This is a genomic window from Actinotalea ferrariae (assembly GCF_019733465.1).
In the GTDB taxonomy this organism is placed as follows: Bacteria; Actinomycetota; Actinomycetes; order Actinomycetales; family Cellulomonadaceae; genus Actinotalea; species Actinotalea ferrariae_A.
Window position 1 is genome coordinate 1 of record NZ_JACVQL010000079.1, and the last position, 15,720, is coordinate 15,720.

At 73.1% G+C, this 15,720-nt stretch carries 17 protein-coding genes, 1 pseudogene and 1 riboswitch; of the genes and pseudogenes, 11 read left to right on the top strand and 7 right to left on the bottom strand.

What is annotated here, in order from left to right:
* The 8 genes from crtI to ICW40_RS07010 all read left to right on the top strand — a co-directional run.
* On the top strand, nucleotides 1-883 hold an 883-nt coding region (crtI, locus tag ICW40_RS06975; RefSeq protein ID WP_221653111.1), incomplete at its 5' end, for a phytoene desaturase family protein.
* The gene (locus ICW40_RS06980) at nucleotides 880-1,206 is read left to right on the top strand and encodes a lycopene cyclase domain-containing protein (RefSeq protein WP_221653112.1); all 327 of its coding nucleotides are present in this window, start codon (nucleotides 880-882) and stop codon (nucleotides 1,204-1,206) included. The genes crtI and ICW40_RS06980, both read left to right, overlap by 4 nt.
* Nucleotides 1,203-1,592: a lycopene cyclase domain-containing protein gene (locus tag ICW40_RS06985; protein WP_260458902.1), complete on the top strand. Its 390-nt coding sequence runs from the start codon at nucleotides 1,203-1,205 to the stop codon at nucleotides 1,590-1,592. Before ICW40_RS06980 ends, ICW40_RS06985 begins: the two co-directional genes overlap by 4 nt.
* Nucleotides 1,589-2,476, top strand: coding sequence for a prenyltransferase (locus ICW40_RS06990; protein WP_308121682.1), 888 nt, complete (start codon nucleotides 1,589-1,591; stop codon nucleotides 2,474-2,476). The genes ICW40_RS06985 and ICW40_RS06990 overlap by 4 nt, the downstream gene beginning before the upstream one ends.
* Before the next feature lie 70 nt (nucleotides 2,477-2,546).
* Nucleotides 2,547-2,882, top strand: a complete 336-nt coding sequence (locus ICW40_RS06995) for a DUF3140 domain-containing protein (RefSeq protein ID WP_221653113.1) — start codon at nucleotides 2,547-2,549, stop codon at nucleotides 2,880-2,882.
* 332 nt (nucleotides 2,883-3,214) lie between these two features.
* Nucleotides 3,215-4,192 (top strand): methionine ABC transporter ATP-binding protein, encoded by a 978-nt coding sequence (locus tag ICW40_RS07000; protein WP_221653114.1) that lies wholly within the window; start codon nucleotides 3,215-3,217, stop codon nucleotides 4,190-4,192.
* Nucleotides 4,192-4,863: a methionine ABC transporter permease gene (locus ICW40_RS07005; protein WP_221653115.1), complete on the top strand. Its 672-nt coding sequence runs from the start codon at nucleotides 4,192-4,194 to the stop codon at nucleotides 4,861-4,863. Before ICW40_RS07000 ends, ICW40_RS07005 begins: the two co-directional genes overlap by 1 nt.
* A gap of 97 nt (nucleotides 4,864-4,960) precedes the next feature.
* Nucleotides 4,961-5,806 carry a MetQ/NlpA family ABC transporter substrate-binding protein gene (locus tag ICW40_RS07010; protein WP_221653116.1) on the top strand — a complete coding sequence of 282 codons (846 nt, stop codon included), beginning with the start codon at nucleotides 4,961-4,963 and terminating at the stop codon, nucleotides 5,804-5,806.
* A gap of 100 nt (nucleotides 5,807-5,906) precedes the next feature.
* Here the strand turns inward: ICW40_RS07010 and ICW40_RS07015 are convergent, their stop codons facing one another.
* The 3 genes from ICW40_RS07015 to ICW40_RS07025 all read right to left on the bottom strand — a co-directional run bounded on the left by ICW40_RS07015 (nucleotide 5,907) and on the right by ICW40_RS07025 (nucleotide 10,603).
* The gene (locus ICW40_RS07015) at nucleotides 5,907-6,557 is read right to left on the bottom strand and encodes a hypothetical protein (protein ID WP_221653117.1); all 651 of its coding nucleotides are present in this window, start codon (nucleotides 6,555-6,557) and stop codon (nucleotides 5,907-5,909) included.
* 76 nt (nucleotides 6,558-6,633) lie between these two features.
* Complete coding sequence (locus ICW40_RS07020; RefSeq protein WP_221653118.1) at nucleotides 6,634-7,650, bottom strand: ribonucleotide-diphosphate reductase subunit beta; 1,017 nt, start codon at nucleotides 7,648-7,650, stop codon at nucleotides 6,634-6,636.
* Between the two features lie 133 nt (nucleotides 7,651-7,783).
* Complete coding sequence (locus tag ICW40_RS07025) at nucleotides 7,784-10,603, bottom strand: ribonucleoside-diphosphate reductase subunit alpha (RefSeq protein WP_221653119.1); 2,820 nt, start codon at nucleotides 10,601-10,603, stop codon at nucleotides 7,784-7,786.
* Nucleotides 10,604-10,716: 113 nt separating this feature from the next.
* Nucleotides 10,717-10,922: riboswitch (cobalamin riboswitch) on the bottom strand.
* A gap of 45 nt (nucleotides 10,923-10,967) precedes the next feature.
* Between ICW40_RS07025 and ICW40_RS07030 the strand changes: the two genes are divergently transcribed.
* A complete protein-coding gene (locus ICW40_RS07030; RefSeq protein ID WP_221653120.1) occupies nucleotides 10,968-11,441 on the top strand; it encodes a VOC family protein in 474 nt (157 codons plus the stop codon).
* Between the two features lie 173 nt (nucleotides 11,442-11,614).
* Here ICW40_RS07030 and ICW40_RS07035 read toward each other — a convergent pair whose 3' ends face one another.
* Nucleotides 11,615-12,271 (bottom strand): winged helix-turn-helix domain-containing protein, encoded by a 657-nt coding sequence (locus tag ICW40_RS07035; protein WP_221653121.1) that lies wholly within the window; start codon nucleotides 12,269-12,271, stop codon nucleotides 11,615-11,617.
* Nucleotides 12,272-12,524: 253 nt separating this feature from the next.
* Complete coding sequence (gene upp / locus ICW40_RS07040; protein ID WP_221653122.1) at nucleotides 12,525-13,160, bottom strand: uracil phosphoribosyltransferase; 636 nt, start codon at nucleotides 13,158-13,160, stop codon at nucleotides 12,525-12,527.
* A 199-nt stretch (nucleotides 13,161-13,359) separates the two neighbouring features.
* Between upp and tadA the strand changes: the two genes are divergently transcribed.
* The gene (tadA, locus tag ICW40_RS07045; RefSeq protein ID WP_221653126.1) at nucleotides 13,360-13,797 is read left to right on the top strand and encodes a tRNA adenosine(34) deaminase TadA; all 438 of its coding nucleotides are present in this window, start codon (nucleotides 13,360-13,362) and stop codon (nucleotides 13,795-13,797) included.
* A 64-nt stretch (nucleotides 13,798-13,861) separates the two neighbouring features.
* Complete coding sequence (locus tag ICW40_RS07050) at nucleotides 13,862-14,413, top strand: DUF6584 family protein (protein WP_221653123.1); 552 nt, start codon at nucleotides 13,862-13,864, stop codon at nucleotides 14,411-14,413.
* Nucleotides 14,414-14,440: 27 nt separating this feature from the next.
* Here the strand turns inward: ICW40_RS07050 and ICW40_RS07055 are convergent, their stop codons facing one another.
* Together ICW40_RS07055 and ICW40_RS07060 are read right to left on the bottom strand one after the other, a co-directional pair.
* The gene (locus ICW40_RS07055) at nucleotides 14,441-15,328 is read right to left on the bottom strand and encodes an NAD-dependent protein deacetylase (protein ID WP_221653124.1); all 888 of its coding nucleotides are present in this window, start codon (nucleotides 15,326-15,328) and stop codon (nucleotides 14,441-14,443) included.
* Nucleotides 15,329-15,472: 144 nt separating this feature from the next.
* A pseudogene (locus ICW40_RS07060) lies at nucleotides 15,473-15,720 on the bottom strand (hypothetical protein); the annotation flags it as partial.

Consider the following 15,720-nt stretch of genomic DNA (forward strand, 5'->3'; position numbering starts at 1 on the left):
GGCCGCGGGCGTGCGGGGACGCGCGCGCGTCACGGGCGCGCGCCTCGCGGGGCCCGACGGCGAGCAGTGGCTCCCGGCCGACGTCGTCGTCTCGACCGCGGACCTGCACCACACCGAGACCGCGCTGCTGCCGCCGCACCTGCGCGACCGCTCGCTGCGCTGGTGGGACCGGCGCGTGCCCGGTCCGAGCGCCGTGCTCGTCTACCTCGGCGTGCGGGGTGCGCTGCCGCAGCTCGAGCACCACACGCTGCTGTTCACCGAGGACTGGCAGGAGGGCTTCGACCGGATCTTCCCCGCGCGCGGGCTCCGCGGGCTGCGGGGGCTGACGGGCGGTGCGGGTCGGCGCAACCGCTCGGGCACCGAGGCGGCGCACGCCGTCCCGGACCCGGTGTCGCTGTACGTGTGCCGGCCGAGCGCGACCGACCCGGACGTCGCGCCCGCCGGGTCCGAGAACCTCTTCGTGCTCGTCCCCGTGCCGCCGGACCCGGCGCTCGGGCGCGGCGGCGTCGGCGGGACGGGGAGCCCGTGGGTCGAGGCGGTCGCGGACGCGGCGATCGCGCAGGTCGCGCGCTGGACCGGCGTGCCGGACCTGGCCGACCGCGTCGTCGTCCGCCGCACGGTGGGGCCCGCGGACTTCGCCGAGGACCTGGGCACCTGGCGCGGGACGGCGCTCGGGCCGGCCCACACGCTCGCGCAGAGCGCGATGTTCCGGGCCGGGAACGCGTCGCGGCGCGTCGACGGGCTGCTCCACGCGGGCGGCTCCGTGGTTCCCGGCATCGGGCTCCCCATGTGCCTCATCAGCGCCGAGCTCGTGGTCAAGCGGCTGCGCGGCGACACGTCGACCGGTCCGCTCCCCGAGCCGCTGGGTACGGTCGGGTCATGAGCCTCGCGTACGCCGCGGCGCTGCTGGTCTCGATCGGCGGCATGGCCGTGCTCGACCACCGGCACCGGCTCTTCTTCTTCGCCGACGCGCGCCGGGCCGCCGTCGTGCTCGTCGCCGGCGTCGCGTTCCTCGTCGTCTGGGACCTGGTCGGCGTCGCGCTCGGGATCTTCTTCCGCGGGCAGACGCCGTACATGACCGGCATCCTGCTCGCGCCGGAGCTGCCGATCGAGGAGATCGGGTTCCTCACGCTGCTGTGCTACCTCACGATGAACCTCTACGCGGCGTTCTCGCGGTGGCTCGGCCGCAGGGAGGCGCGCGGATGACCTACCTGGTGCTCGACCTGGTCTTCGTCGGCGTCGCCGCCGCGGGTCTCCTCCTCGCGCGCCTCGCGGGAGCGCGCCCGTCCGTCCGGGCGATCGCCTGGACGTTCGCGGTGCTCGTCGTCATGACGATCGTGTTCGACAACCTCATGATCGCCGCCGGCCTGTTCGAGTTCGACGACGACCAGCTCGTGGGCCTGATGTTCGGACGGGCGCCGGTCGAGGACCTGGGCTACCCGCTCGCCGTCGCGCTGCTGCTGCCCGCGCTGTGGCACTGGCTCGGCCGGCGCCGCGACCGCTCGCCGTCGTCCGGCACGACGTCGTCGGGCACCACGTCGTCGGGCACCACGTCGGGCACCGCGTCGTCACGCGCCGTGGACGCACCGTGACCGCGGTCCCGACCCGCGCCCGCGGCGGCGTGCTGCGTCAGCTCCTCCTCGCGTCCCGGCCCCTGAGCTGGGTCAACACCGCCTACCCGTTCGCCGCCGCCTACGTCATGGCGACGCGTGAGGTGGACGTCCGCTGGGTCGTCGGCACGATCTTCTTCCTCGTCCCGTACAACCTGCTGATGTACGGCGTGAACGACGTCTTCGACTACGAGTCGGACCTCGCGAACCCGCGCAAGGGCGGCGTCGAGGGCGCGCTCCTGGACCGGCGCGTGCACCGCACGACGCTGCTCGCGGCCTGCCTGCTGCCCGTGCCGTTCGTGGCCTACCTCGTCGCCGTCGGCTCGCCCGCGTCCTGGGCCGTGCTGGCCGTCTCGCTGTTCGCGGTGCTCGCGTACTCGGTGCCCGGCCTGCGGTTCAAGGAACGGCCCGTGCTCGACTCGTTGACGTCGAGCACCCACTTCGTGTCGCCCGCGCTGTACGGGCTCGTCCTCGCCGGCGAGCCGATCGGTCGCGGCGCGTGGCTCGTGCTCGGCGCGTTCTTCCTGTGGGGCGCCGCCAGCCAGGCGTTCGGCGCGGTCCAGGACATCCCGCCGGACCGCGCGGCGGGGATCGGCTCGGTCGCGACCGTGCTCGGCGCGCGCACGACGGTCCGCCTCGCGATCGCGCTGTACCTCGCCGGCGGCGCGCTCGTGCTCGCGACCCCGTGGCCCGGGCCGCTCGCGGCGGTCCTCGTGCTGCCGTACGTCGTCGTCGTGTGGCCGTACCGGTCGGTGCCCGACGCGGACGCCGAGGTCGCCAACCGCGGCTGGCGGCAGTTCCTCGGCGTCAACTACGCCGTCGGGTTCCTCGTGACGATGCTGCTCATCTGGGCGGCCCGCATCTGAGCGCCGTTCGGGCTGCCGGACGCGCGGGGCCGTCGTAGCGTCGGGGGGACGGCGGACGACGGAGGTGGCCATGGTCGACGACGAGCTGTGGGACGAGTTCCACGCGGTCGTGAACATGACGTCGCGGCAGCTGCGGGACTGGCTCGCGACGCGTGACGCGGGTGAGGAGACGGAGGCGCTCCCGGACCAGGCAGGGACGCCGACGGGTCGCCACGTGCTGGAGATCCTCGGCAAGCGGAAGACCGACGTGACCGACGACGACGCGCGCGTGATGCGCGAGGTCGTGGACGAGGTGCGGGCCGAGCGTGGTGACGGGGCGCTCGAGCCGACCGCGGGCGACGACGCCTGGCGGCACCGCCTCATGACGATCGGCCACGACCCGCTGCAACCGGCCCCCGGCGGCTGATCCCCCCGCGGACCGGGCGCGCGTCCCGGCCGCTCGTGATCGTCCCCATGCTGAGACCGGACGCGCCCCGGTGCGCGACCACGCGCGCACGCGTGGTCTAATCGTCCCATGACTGCCCACGGCACCCTCTGCACCAGCGCGGCGCTGCCCGCGGTGCGAATGTGCCGTCGGGCCCTGCGCTGTCGCTGAGCGACCCCCGCACGGCCCGTCCCTGACGTCCACGACGTCAGCCCCTGCGCGCTGCCGCGCCCCCACCGCCACCCCCTGCCGTACCTCTCGCCGCCCGCCACGCCGCGCCGGTGAGCGGGTGCGGCGTGCCCCCGGAGGACCCCGTGATCGAGCTGTCCGGCCTGCGCAAGGTGTACCCCGCCGCCGCCGGTGACGTCGTCGCGCTCGACGGCATCGACCTCGTCGTCGAGCGGGGGGCCGTGCACGGCATCGTCGGCCGCTCGGGCGCCGGCAAGTCGACCCTCGTGCGCTGCCTGACCGGCCTCGAGCGGCCGACGTCGGGCTCCGTGACGGTCGACGGCCGCGTGATCTCCGCGCTGCCCGAGGCGCGGCTGCGCGAGGCCCGACGCGCGATGGGCATGGTGTTCCAGCACGTCAACCTCCTCGACTCGCGGTCGGTCGCGGCGAACGTCGCCTTCCCGCTCGAGGTCGCGGGCGTGCCGCGTCGCCGCCGCGCCGAGCGCGTCGCCGAGCTCCTCGAGCTCGTCGGCCTGGGGGACCGCGGGACGGCGTACCCGGCCCAGCTCTCGGGCGGTCAGCGGCAGCGCGTCGGCATCGCCCGCGCCCTCGCGACCGAGCCGGCCGTCCTGCTGTGCGACGAGCCGACGTCGGCCCTGGACAGCGCGACGACGCGGCAGATCCTCGGCCTCGTGCGGGACCTGCGGGACCGGCTGGGCATCACCGTCGTGATCATCACGCACGAGATGGGCGTGGTCCGCGAGGTGTGCGACAGCGTCACGCTGCTCGAGCACGGACGCGTCGTGCAGAGCGGACGGCTCGACGACGTCGTGACGCAGGCCGGCTCGCCGCTCTCGAACGCGCTGATCCCGGTGCCCGACGTGCCGCAGGACGAGGCCAGGCGGCTCGTCGAGGTCACCTACGCGACCCGCACCGTCCCGACCCATCGCGCGCTCGCGGCCGTCGCGGCGCTGGGCGAGGAGGTCGACGTCGTCGCCGGGACGATCGAGACGCTCGCCGGCCTGCGCCTGGGCCGGCTCCAGCTCGACCTGCCGCACCGGCGCGTCGCGCCGGCGCTCGCCGCCCTGCGGGACGCCGGCCTCGACGCCCGGGAGGTGGCGTGATGCTCGACGGGCTCCTCGACAACCCCGTGCTGACCCAGGCCGTCCCCGAGGCGACGCTCGAGACGCTGCAGATGGTGGGCCTCTCGGCGCTCATCACCGCCGTCGTCGGCCTGCCGCTCGGCCTGCTCCTGCACGCCGTCGCGCCCAACGGGCTGCGGCCGCTGCGGGCCGTCCGCGGGCCGGTCGGGCTCGTCGTCAACCTCGGCCGGTCGCTGCCGTTCATCATCCTCGCGATCGCGCTGCTGCCGTTCACACGCGCCGTCGTGGGGACGAGCCTCGGCTGGCAGGCCGCCGTCGTACCCCTGAGCATCGGCGCGATCCCGTTCTTCGCGCGGCTCGTCGAGACCGCGGTGCGCGAGGTCGACCCCGGCAAGGTCGAGGCGGCACAGGTCATGGGCTCGAGCCGCGCCCGCGTGCTGCTGCAGGTCCTCGTGCGCGAGGCCCTGCCGAGCATCGTCGCGGGCTTCACGGCGACCGTGATCGCGCTGGTCGCGTACTCCGCCATGGCGGGGGCGATCGGCGGCGGCGGGCTCGGCTTCCTCGCGATCAGCTACGGGTACCAGCGCTTCGACACCACCGTGATGGTCGTGTGCGTCGTCGTGATCGTGGTCGTCGTGCAGGCCTTCCAGGTCGTCGGCGACGCCGTCGCCCGCCGGCTCGACCACCGCTGAGGCGCCCGATCGCCGTGCCCGTCCGCACCACCTGCCGTCCCACCGCACGACCGCTGCACCTTTTGCTGTCCGACTGCTCCACCACGAGAGGAACACCATGAACCGCACCCTCCGCACCCTGCGCGCCGGCGCCGTCCTGTCCGCCACGGCCCTGGTGATGACGGGCTGCTCGACAGGAGGGGACGGTGGCGAGGCCCCGGTCGCCGACGAGAACGGCGTCACCACGCTGCGCGTCGGCGCGAGCCCCGTGCCGCACGGCGAGATCCTGCAGTTCGTGGCCGACGAGCTCGCCGCGGACGCCGGGCTCGAGCTCGACATCGTCACGTTCGACGACTACGTGCTGCCGAACACCGCGCTCGCCGAGGGCGACCTCGACGCCAACTACTTCCAGCACCTGCCGTACTTCGAGTCGCAGGTCGCCGACCAGGGCTTCGAGTTCGACCACTTCGAGGGCGTGCACATCGAGCCCTACGGGATCTACTCGGACACGGTCGAGTCGGTCGAGGACCTGCCCCAGGGCGGCGTCGTCGGCATCACCAACGACCCCGGCAACCAGGCGCGCGCGCTCGAGCTGCTCGAGGCGTCGGGCGTCATCACGCTCGCCGAGACCGACGGCGACCCGACGCTCTTCGACATCGCGGAGAACCCCAAGGAGCTCGAGCTCGTCGAGACGGCGCCCGAGCAGCTGCCCCGTGCGCTGCAGGACGTCGACGCCGCGATCATCAACGGCAACTACGCGCTCGAGGCCGACCTCAACCCGGCCGAGGACTCGATCTTCCTGGAGTCGGGCGACGAGAACCCGTACGCGAACTTCCTCGCGTTCCGCACGGAGGACGAGGGCAACGAGGCGATCGCCACGCTCGACGAGCTCCTCCACTCGGACGAGGTCCGCGCGTTCATCGAGGAGCGCTGGCCGGCCGGCGAGGTCCTCCCCGCCTTCTGACCACCCCACCCCCAACCCAACCCCCCCGACCCCCGCAGACTGGAGCGTTCGCGTGGTGACACGCGGGCGTGTCCCACCGACACGCTCCAGTCTGCGTCCGTCAGGGGGCGGCGGCGAAGGACCAGGACGCGATGGGCAGGCCGTTCGGCTCGCGGTGCCGGAAGACGCCCTCGGTCCCCGGCGCGTCGATCGTGATGGTCACGGTCGCCGTCTCGCCTGCGGTGAGGTCCAGCGACCTCGGCATCTCGTCGGGCGCCGGCTGCTGAGGGTCGAAGAAGCCGCTGCCGCTGTTCCCGTCGGGCAGGTCGACGACGTGGTCCGACCGGTAGAGCGGGTAGTCCTCGAGCGCCTCGACGGTGAGCGTGAACGTCAGCGCGTGGACGGGCAACCCGTCCAGCCGCGGTTCGAGGCCCCCGCGGGCCGTGACGCCGGTGAGGGTCAGGTACGCGACCGGCTTCTCGATCCCCTCGGCGGTGCCGACGTAGAACGCCACGGCCGTGTCGCCGATCTCGAGCTCCTGCTGGCTCGGGAACGAGACGAGCCCGCCCTCGGTGCTCGGCATCGAGCCGTTCTCGTCCGGCACGGGCGGGTGGGGCAGGTCGGCCTCCGTCGTCGGCGACGGCGTCGGCGTGGCCGACGGGGTCTCGGCCGCAACGCTGGGGGTCGGCTCCTCCTCCGGCGCCGACGGCGAGCAGGCGACGAGCAGTGCGCCGGCGGCGACGGCCGCGGCGAGGCGTGCGAGACGTGTCATGTGGCCCCCTGGTTCCGGGAGCACGGTACCCGGCGGCGGCACGACGTCGTGCCGCGCCGCCGCCGGGGGAGCACGCTCAGCGGGCGGTCGAGGCGCTCGCGTTGACCTCGTAGCTCGTGTTGGTCGCCTCGAAGAAGTTGACCAGCTGGAGCGTGTCGTTGGCCGTGGCCATCCACTTGGCCGGGTTGCTCACCCGGTAGTGCGGCTCGAAGCCCAGCTCCTCGAGCCGCCGGTCCGCGAGGTACTGCACGTACTGGTTCACGTAGTCGGCGTTGAGGCCGAGGATGCCGTTGGGCAGCAGGTCGCGGTTGTACTGCTCCTCCATCGCGACGGCGTCGATCACCATCTGGCGGATCTCGTCCGCGAACTCCGGCGTCTGCAGGTCCTCGTTCTCCTCGAGCACGGTGAGGATGAGGTTGATCCCGAACTTCAGGTGCAGCGACTCGTCGCGCACGATCCAGTCGATGAGGCTGCCGAAATTCCGCAGCAGGTTCCGCTGCCGGAAGCTCAGCGCGACCATGAAGCCCGAGTAGAACCAGATGCCCTCGAGGATGATGTTGTAGGCGACGAGGTTCCGGACGAAGTCGCGCTTCCCTTCGGTGGTCGTGATGTCGAGCGTCTGCTCCGTCATCCGCCGGATGTAGTGGACCTCGAACTCCTCCTTGGCGGCCATCGACGGCACGCTGACGTGCGAGTCGTAGGCCTGCGCGCGGTCGATCGGGAACGTCTCGAGCACGTACTCGAACGACATGCAGTGGTTGGCCTCCTCCCACATCTGCTTGGCGAGGTACAGGTGCGCCTCGGGCGCGTTGATGTACGGGTAGACGCCGAACGCGAGCGCCTTGTTGACCAGGAGCTCGTTGGGGTTGAAGTACGACATGAGGAACGTGACGGCGTGCTTCTCCTCGTCCGTCATGCGCGCGAAGTCGGCCAGGTCCTCGCCGAGCTGGATCTCGTTGGGGAACCAGGTGTTCGCGACGGCCTGGTCGTACAGGTCCATCGCCCACTGGTACCGGACGGGCTTGAGCAGCAGGCCCTCGGAGATCCCGGTGCCGAGGATGCTCGTGGTGGCGGGGTCGGTGGTCGTGGTCATGGTGGTGCTCCTCGCTGAGGTCGTGGGTGTGCGCGGGTGGCGGCGCGGGGTCGCGGGCGATCGGCCCGGGTGGTGGCGTCCCGGGGAAGGTCCGCGTCGCCGGGCGACGTGGACCTTCCCGAACGTCAGCGCGTCACTGGCAGGACTCGCACTGCAGCCGCTCCATCGGGTCGACGGGGCAGGCCACGCCGCCGACGACGTCGCTCGTGTCCTCGAGCGCGATGAGGCTCGCCGCCGCAGGCAGTGCCGCCGCAGGCACCGCCGCCGTCGCTGAACCCACCGCCGCCGCCAACCCGGGTCCAGATGCTCGAACGCGTGCCTCCGTGCTGGTGGAGGCGTCCAGTACGTCGCCGGCTGTACGCGTGCTCGCATCCGAGCGTCCGGCCGGTGCCGTGGAGGCCGGTGCCGCTCCCGCTGCGGGTGCCGGCGCCGGCGCCGGTGCCAGGCCAGCGAGGGCAGGTGCCGGTGACGACGGCGGCGCGGCTGCCGCCTTGCCGAAGCCGAAGCCGCGGCGCGGCGCGGGCGACGTCGTCCCGGTCGGCGCGGGCGTCGTCGTCGGGCGTGCCTCGGCCTTGTTGACGCGGACCGTCGACTGCTCGGCCGTGTGCCGCGGCTTCATGTGCAGGTAGTACGTCGTCTTGACCCCGCGCTCCCACGCCGCCTGGTAGAGCGCCGCCATCTCGCCGACGTCGCGCGACGCGAGGTAGATGTTCCGGCTGATCGCCTGGTCCACCCACTTCTGCGCGCGCGCCGCGACCTCGACGAACGCGTACGGCGACAGCTGGAAGGACGTGCGGTAGACCTCGACGAGGTGCTCGGGCACGCCCGGCACCTGGGACAGGTCGCCCTGCGCCGCGAGCAGGTCGTCACGCACCTGCTCCCACAGCCCGAGCGCCTGCAGGTCGCGCACGAGGTTGCGGTTGACCTCGAGGAACTTGCCCGACGACGTCGCGCGGCTGAAGATCTGCGAGAACTGCGGGTCGAGGCCCGGCGTCGTGCCCGCGACGAGCCCGATCGACGCCGTCGGCGCGATCGCCATGAGCGTCGCGTTGCGCATGCCGCCCGCGACCTTGGTGCGCAGCGCGTCCCAGTCGAGGCGCACGGTGCGGTCGACGACGACCGGCACGCCGCGGTCCGCCTCGAGCCGCGCGATCGTGTCGATCGGGACGAGGCCCTGCGACCAGCCCGAGCCGGCGAAGTTCGGGTAGGAGCCGCGCTCGCGCGCCAGGTCGGCGCTCGCGTCGATGGCGTGGAAGCTGATGAACTCGGTGACGCGGTCGACGAGCTCGTACGACTCCTCGGACTCGTACGCGTAGCCCAGCCTCTCGGTGACGTCGGTGAACCCCATGATGCCTAGCCCGACGGCGCGGTTCTCGCGGTTGGCCTTCTCGGACTCGCCGACCGACGAGAGCGTGATGTCGACGAGGTTGTCGAGCTGGCGCACCGCGAGGCGCGTGGACTCGCGCAGCCGGTCCCAGTCGATCTCGCCGTCGACCAGGTGCGTCGAGAGGTTGATCGACGCGAGGTTGCAGACGGCGATCGTGTCCCGGTCCTGCGGCAGCGTGATCTCGGTGCACAGGTTCGACAGGTGGATGGTCCCGGTGTTGTCGTTGAGCGCCCGGGAGTTGATGGTGTCCTTCCAGGTGAGCCACGGGTGGGACGTGCCCTGGAGGCTGATGAGCATCGCGGTCCACTGCTCGCGCGCCCGCATCCGCCGGAACCGCGGCAGGCGGCCCGCGCGCGCCTCGGCGACGTAGTGGGCGTACCGCTCGGAGAACTCGCGACCCACGAGCTCGACGAGGTCCGGGGCGTCCGCCGGGTCGAAGAGGTACCAGTCGTCGTCGGCCGCGACGCGCTTCATGAACTCGTCGGAGATCCACACGGCCGTGTTGGCCGTGCGCGTGCGCCGGTACGGGTCGCCCGAGTTCTGCCGCAGGTCGAGGAACTGCGCGAAGTCGAGGTGCCAGTTCTCCATGTAGAAGCACAGGGCGCCGAACTTCTTGCCGCCGCGGGACACGGCACGCAGCGTGGAGTCGATCGTGTGCATGAAGGGGATCGGACCGGTCGACGTCGTGTTGTTCGACCTGATGGGCGAACCCTCGGACCGCAGCTTCGAGACGGACAGGCCGATGCCGCCCGTGCCCTTGGTGAGCCACATGACGTTCCGCACCGACGTCGCGATGTGCTCGATGTCGTCGTCCATCTGCATGACGAAGCAGTTGGAGAGCTGCGGGTAGGACGTGCCCGCGTTGACGAGCGTCGACCCGGCGGGCAGGTAGTGCAGGCGCGCGATGCGGTCGTAGAAGCCGATCGCGGCCGCCGTCGGGTCCGCCTCGTTGAGGCTCAGGCCCATGGACACGCGCATCCAGAAGTACTGCGGCACCTCGAGCGGCCGGCCGTGGCGGTCGGTGATCATGTAGCGGTTCCGCATGGTGACGGTGCCCGTGTAGCGCAGCAGCTCGTCGTGGTGGTGGTCCAGCGCCGCGGCGATCGCGTCGAGGTCGAAGTGCGTGACGAGGCGCGCGTCGAGGAGCCCGCGCTCGACGGCGTCGCGGACGTAGCCGGGAAAGCGCGCCTGGTGCAGCAGCGCGAGCTCGAGGTCGGACTCGTACGTCCCGAGCACGCGCTTGTAGAGCACCTTGCGCAGCAGGCGCGCCGCGATGACGTCGAAGTCCGGGTCGTCCTTGACGTTCTGGACGGCGGCCGAGATGGCGGCCTCGTCGAGCTGCTCGGTCGTGATGCCGTCGAACAGCGTGATGGCGAGCTCGCTCGCGACCTGCGTGACCTTCGAGATCTGGTCCGGCAGGCCGACGGCGGCGCGCTCGATCGCCCGGTTGATCATGTTCGCGTCGTACGGCTCGCGGCTGCCGTCGCGCTTGGTGACGTGGATGCCCGTGCGTGCGGGCGGCTCGTGCGGCGAGGCGTGCGGTGACGCGAGGTCGGTGAGGGTCATCGTGCTCTCCCAGTGGTGCCCTGTGGTCCGGCGCCCTGGGACGACGACGCCGCCCTGTACGCGGGCAGGCGTCGGCCGAGCCCTCCCGAGAGGCTCCGAACCTGCGCGCACCGGCGGTGCGCGCACCGGCGGCAGGTCTTCGGACTCGTGGGCGTCGTGCACGTGCCTAACAGCCATCGCTTCCCAGGCCCTCACGGATCCAGTGCTTCATGACGGCGGTCGTTCCCACTTACCGCTGCTGGGCAGTCCCGGACTTGCACCGGGTTCCCTCTTGCCTCACCCGGGGCGACCCGGGTGAACCGTCGGCGTGCCGAGTTTAGCGCGAAGGAGGGGGCGCAACACAAGATGTAGTACCGCATGTCGGATGGGATACGAGATGTGGGGCCGGGGCGGCTACGTGGTGACGTCGGCGTGCGTGCGGCAGGGTGGTCCCATGGCCATCGTGTGGTGGGAGATCGAGAGCCCCGACCCGGAGGCGTTCCAGCAGTTCCACGCGGCGCTGTGGGGCTGGACGTTCGTGCCGGCGTTCGTCGGCACCGAGCTCGGGGCCGACTACTGGATCATCCAGGACGACGGCCGCGGCGTCGGCGGGCTGCAGCGCGCAGCGGCCGGTGCGCCGCCGCCGCAGGTGGGTGCGCGGCTCTACGTCGAGGTGACGGACCTCGAGGCCGCCCTCGTCGAGGTCCGGCGGCGAGGGGGCCGGGTCGAGCGGGGGCGCACGGAGCTCGGCGGGGACGACCGCTGGTTCGCGACCGTCGTCGACCCCACGGGCGTGTCCTTCGGGCTGTGGACCGCAGAGCCCGCGTCCGACGCGGCGTCCGGCCGGGCGACGGTCTGACCGAGCGCGGCCCGGCGGAGCGGTCTGGCAGAGCGCGGCCCGACGGAGCGTGGCTCGACCTGTCCCGGGTACGACGAACGCCGCCGGCCGGGTGGCCGACGGCGTTCGCGAGTGAGATGCGCTGCCGGGTCGTGGACGAGCCCCCTGATCACACGACCCGGCAGCGCGGGTCCTCAGCCAGCATCCCCCGAGCCGACGAGGACGATCTCGGGTGCGGGATCACAGCGATACCCGACACCCCGGACGGTGACGATCTGCAGGCAGCCCCCCAGCTTTTCCCGCAGTCGTCGCACATGGACGTCGATGGTGCGCGTGCCGACCCCGGGGCCGCCGCGCCACACCGTGGCGAGCAGCTCCCCGCGCGGCACGGCGCGGTGCGGTGACCGGAGCAGGTACTCCAGCAACGCGAACTCGGTGAAGGTGAGCGGCACCGGGCGGCCACCCACCGTGAGCTCCCGCGCGTCCGAGTCGAGCACGATGCGCTCGGCGGTCGGTGTCGGGAGGCGCCAGGCGGCGAGGGCCCGCTCGCTCGCCGACGGCGGCGCGGCGTACGGGTCCGCGACGGACTCGCGCAGTCGGGCGACGACGTCGCGCCGGCCGCGGCCGCCCAGGTCGAGAGCGGTGTGCACGGTCGCCTCGGGGGCCAGGCGGGCGACGAGCTCGGTGACGGCCTCGGCGATGTCGGCCATGAGCGCGCGGCCGGCGACCCCGGTGTCCGGGACGTCGACGTAGAGCGCGAAGGCGGGCTCGTGACGCTCGGGCGTCGCGCTCCGGACCGGGTGGTCCGCAGCGGCGAGCCCTCCAGTCACAGGAAGCGCAACAGCAGTCATAGGGAGAGTGTGACTGCGAACGTCCAGACCACCAAGCCCCACAGCCCGGCTATCTCGGATCCTGGACACTTCTCACCCGCTCGGGCGACGCTGCGCCGGGTGGAGGGTTCGTGTGACCGTGAACACGCCTGTGACTCGGCCAGCACGGCTGTGACAGACGTGTCGCCGGCAAGGGTGCGCGGGTGTGCCGCTGGGCCACATCAGGCCGTAGATGCGGTCGCCCGCGGCCGGGGTGCGCGTGCGCGCCGCTGGGTCAGACGAGGCCGTAGAGACGGTCGCCTGCGTCGCCGAGGCCGGGGACGATGTAGGCGCGCTCGTCCAGGCGCTCGTCGACCGCCGCGACGACGATCGTCACGTCCGCGCGGTCGCCCACGTGCTCCTCGACGAGCTTGAGGCCCTCCGGCGCGGCGAGGAGGCAGATGCACGTGACGTCGCGCGCGCCGCGCTCGAAGAGGTAGTCGATGCTCGCGACGAGCGTGCCGCCCGTGGCCAGCATGGGGTCGAGCACGAAGCACTGCCGACCGGACAGGTCGTCCGGCAGCCGGTTCGCGTAGGTGATCGCCTGGAGCGTCTCCTCGTCGCGCTGGAGCCCGAGGAACCCGACCTCCGCGGTCGGCAGCAGGCGGGTCATGCCGTCGAGCATCCCGAGCCCGGCGCGCAGGATCGGCACGACGAGCGGGCGCGGCTCGGCGAGGTGCGTGCCCGTGGTCGTGGCGACCGGCGTCGTGATCTCGACCTGCTCGGTCCGCACGTCGCGCGTGGCCTCGTACGCGAGCAGCGTCACGAGCTCGTCCACGAGGAGGCGGAACGTCGGCGACGCCGTCCGCTGGTCCCGCAGGACGGTCAGCTTGTGCGAGACGAGCGGGTGGTCGGCGACGTGCAGGCGCATGGATGCACCGTACCGGCTGGTAGGTGCCCCGATCGGCGCCTCCGCCGCGGCGTCGGTGCGGGCGATGTGACGCGTGTGACTCCTGGTGAAGGAGGGACGTCGCACCGGTCTCATGGGCCCCACGCGTCACATCGGCCGCACGGACGGGAGCCGGTCGTGCCGGTGGGCTAGCGTCCGGGGCGTGCGGACGAGCGACGCGATGCGCATGGAGGTGGCCCTCGAGGAGGCGCGCCTCGCCCTGGCCACCGGTGACGTGCCCGTGGGTGCGGTCGTCGTCGGGCCGGACGGCGCCGTGACGGGCCGCGGTCACAACGCGCGCGAGGCGACCGGCGACCCCACCGCCCACGCGGAGGTCATCGCGCTGCGCCAGGCCGCCGCGACGCTGGGCCGGTGGCGGCTCGACGACTGCACCCTCGTCGTGACCCTCGAGCCGTGCGCGATGTGCGCCGGCGCGATCGTGCTGGCGCGCATCCCCCGCCTCGTCCTCGGCGCGTGGGACCCGAAGGCGGGTGCCACCGGCTCGGTGCACGACCTCGTCCGCGACCGCAGGCTCAACCACCGCGTCGAGGTCGTCGGCGGCGTCCTCGAGGAGGAGTGCGCCACCCTCCTCCGAGCGTTCTTCGCCGACCACCGCTGACGCAGGCCGAGTTCACCCGGGGCTCCCTCGAGGCGAGAGGCATCCGACCGCTACCGTCGCGCCCGTGCCTGTGGAGGAGACGCTCGCGGCGGCCGACCGGCTCGTGGAGTCCGGCGAGCTGCGTGAGGCGCGACGCCGCCTGCGTGACCTCGTCCGGTCGGTGCCGCACCGGCTCGACGTCCGGGAGCACCTCGCCGACGTGTACCGGCGCGAGGGCCACCCCGAGCAGGCGGGCCGCTGGGCATACCTCAGCGAGACCGTCGACCCGGCGGAGCTCGCGGCCTTCCGCCGCGCCTTCGGGGATGACCCGGTGCAGATGATGGCCGCTCTGGCGTGGACCGGTTCGGAGGCGAACGCCCCGACCGAGGTCGCACGTGAGCGCCTGTCAGCGGTCCGGCGGGACGCCGAGGCTGCCGCTCGTCGGCGCCTGACCTGGGAGCGGCCGACGGCCCGGTCCCGCGGGACGCGTGCACGCGAGGCCGCCGGCAACGCTGCGATGCTCGCCCTGGTTGTGCTCGTCCTCGTGTGCCTCGGGGTGGGGGCCTTCACGATCGTGCACTGGTTCGTCGGAATCCTCGCCGACTGGCCCTGGTTCGTCCGCCTCGTCTCCGGCTGAGCGGCCGCCGGAGCGGCATGCGGCCACCTAGACCGAGCAGACGTCCGGGAGGCGGTCCGCCAGGGCGGTGAGGGTCTCGGACGTGCCCGCGTCGACGCGCAGGTTCGCGAGGTCGTCGCCGCGCGTGACGCCGCGGTTGACGATCACCACGGGCATGCCGCGGACTCGCGCCGCGTGCCGCACGAAGCGGAGCCCCGACATGACGGTCAGCGACGAGCCCGCGACCAGCAGCGCGTCGGCGTCGTCGACCAGCGCGAACGCCCGCGCGACGCGCTCCTTCGGCACGTTCTCGCCGAAGTAGACGATGTCCGGCTTCAGCATCCCGCCGCAGCGCTCGCAGTCGGCGACGACGAAGCCCTCGGTGGACTCGATGACCGCGTCGGCGTCGGGCGCGATCTCGACGTCCGCGACCGCTCCGACGACGTCGGCGAAACCGGGGTTGAGCGCCTCGAGCTGCCGCGCGACGTGGTCCCGCGTGTACCGCGCACCGCACCGCAGGCAGAGCACCTCCGCGTACGTGCCGTGCAGGTCGATGACGCGCCGGCTGCCGGCCTCCTGGTGCAGGCGGTCGACGTTCTGCGTGATGACGCCGACGACGACGCCGCGTTCCTCCAGCGCGGCGAGCGCGCGGTGCCCGGCGTTCGGCGTCGTGCGGTGCACGTGTCGCCAGCCCACGTGGTTCCGGGCCCAGTACGTGCGGCGGAACGCGGGGTCCGAGACGAACTGCTGGTAGGTCATCGGCCGTCGCGGCGGCGAGTCGGGGCCGCGGTAGTCGGGGATGCCGGAGTCGGTCGAGATGCCGGCGCCGGTCAGCGCGGCGATCCGGTGCCCGCGCAGCAGGGCGACGACCTGGTCGACGTCACCCGCGGGCGCGGGGACCGGCGTCGCCGGGTGGAAGTCGACGCGGTGAGGCACCGGACCACGGTACGTGCCGCCCGCCGACGACGCCGCCCGCGCACCCGCGGGCCCCCACCGGCCCGGCCCGGTTTCGGAACCGATCCGGCGCCCCGACCGCCGGATCGGTTCCAGAACCGCAGTCGCATGTGGTTGGCCGGGCGGTCAGGCGAGGGTCGCGAACGACGGCGGGTCGGCGCCCAGGTCCGTGGTCGACGTCCAGTGCGGCTCCACGTCGGCGGTGCGGCCGGGCGGCGCCACGACGCTGACCTGGCCGGACGGGCCGGCGAGCTGCACGAGGTACGGCGCCGGGTCCACGTCGCCCGCCGGGCCGGGTGCGCCGCCCGCGCCCCGCCCGCCACCCGCGCCCGCTGCGCCACCCGCGTCCGCTGCGCCGCCCGTGCCGTCGGGCC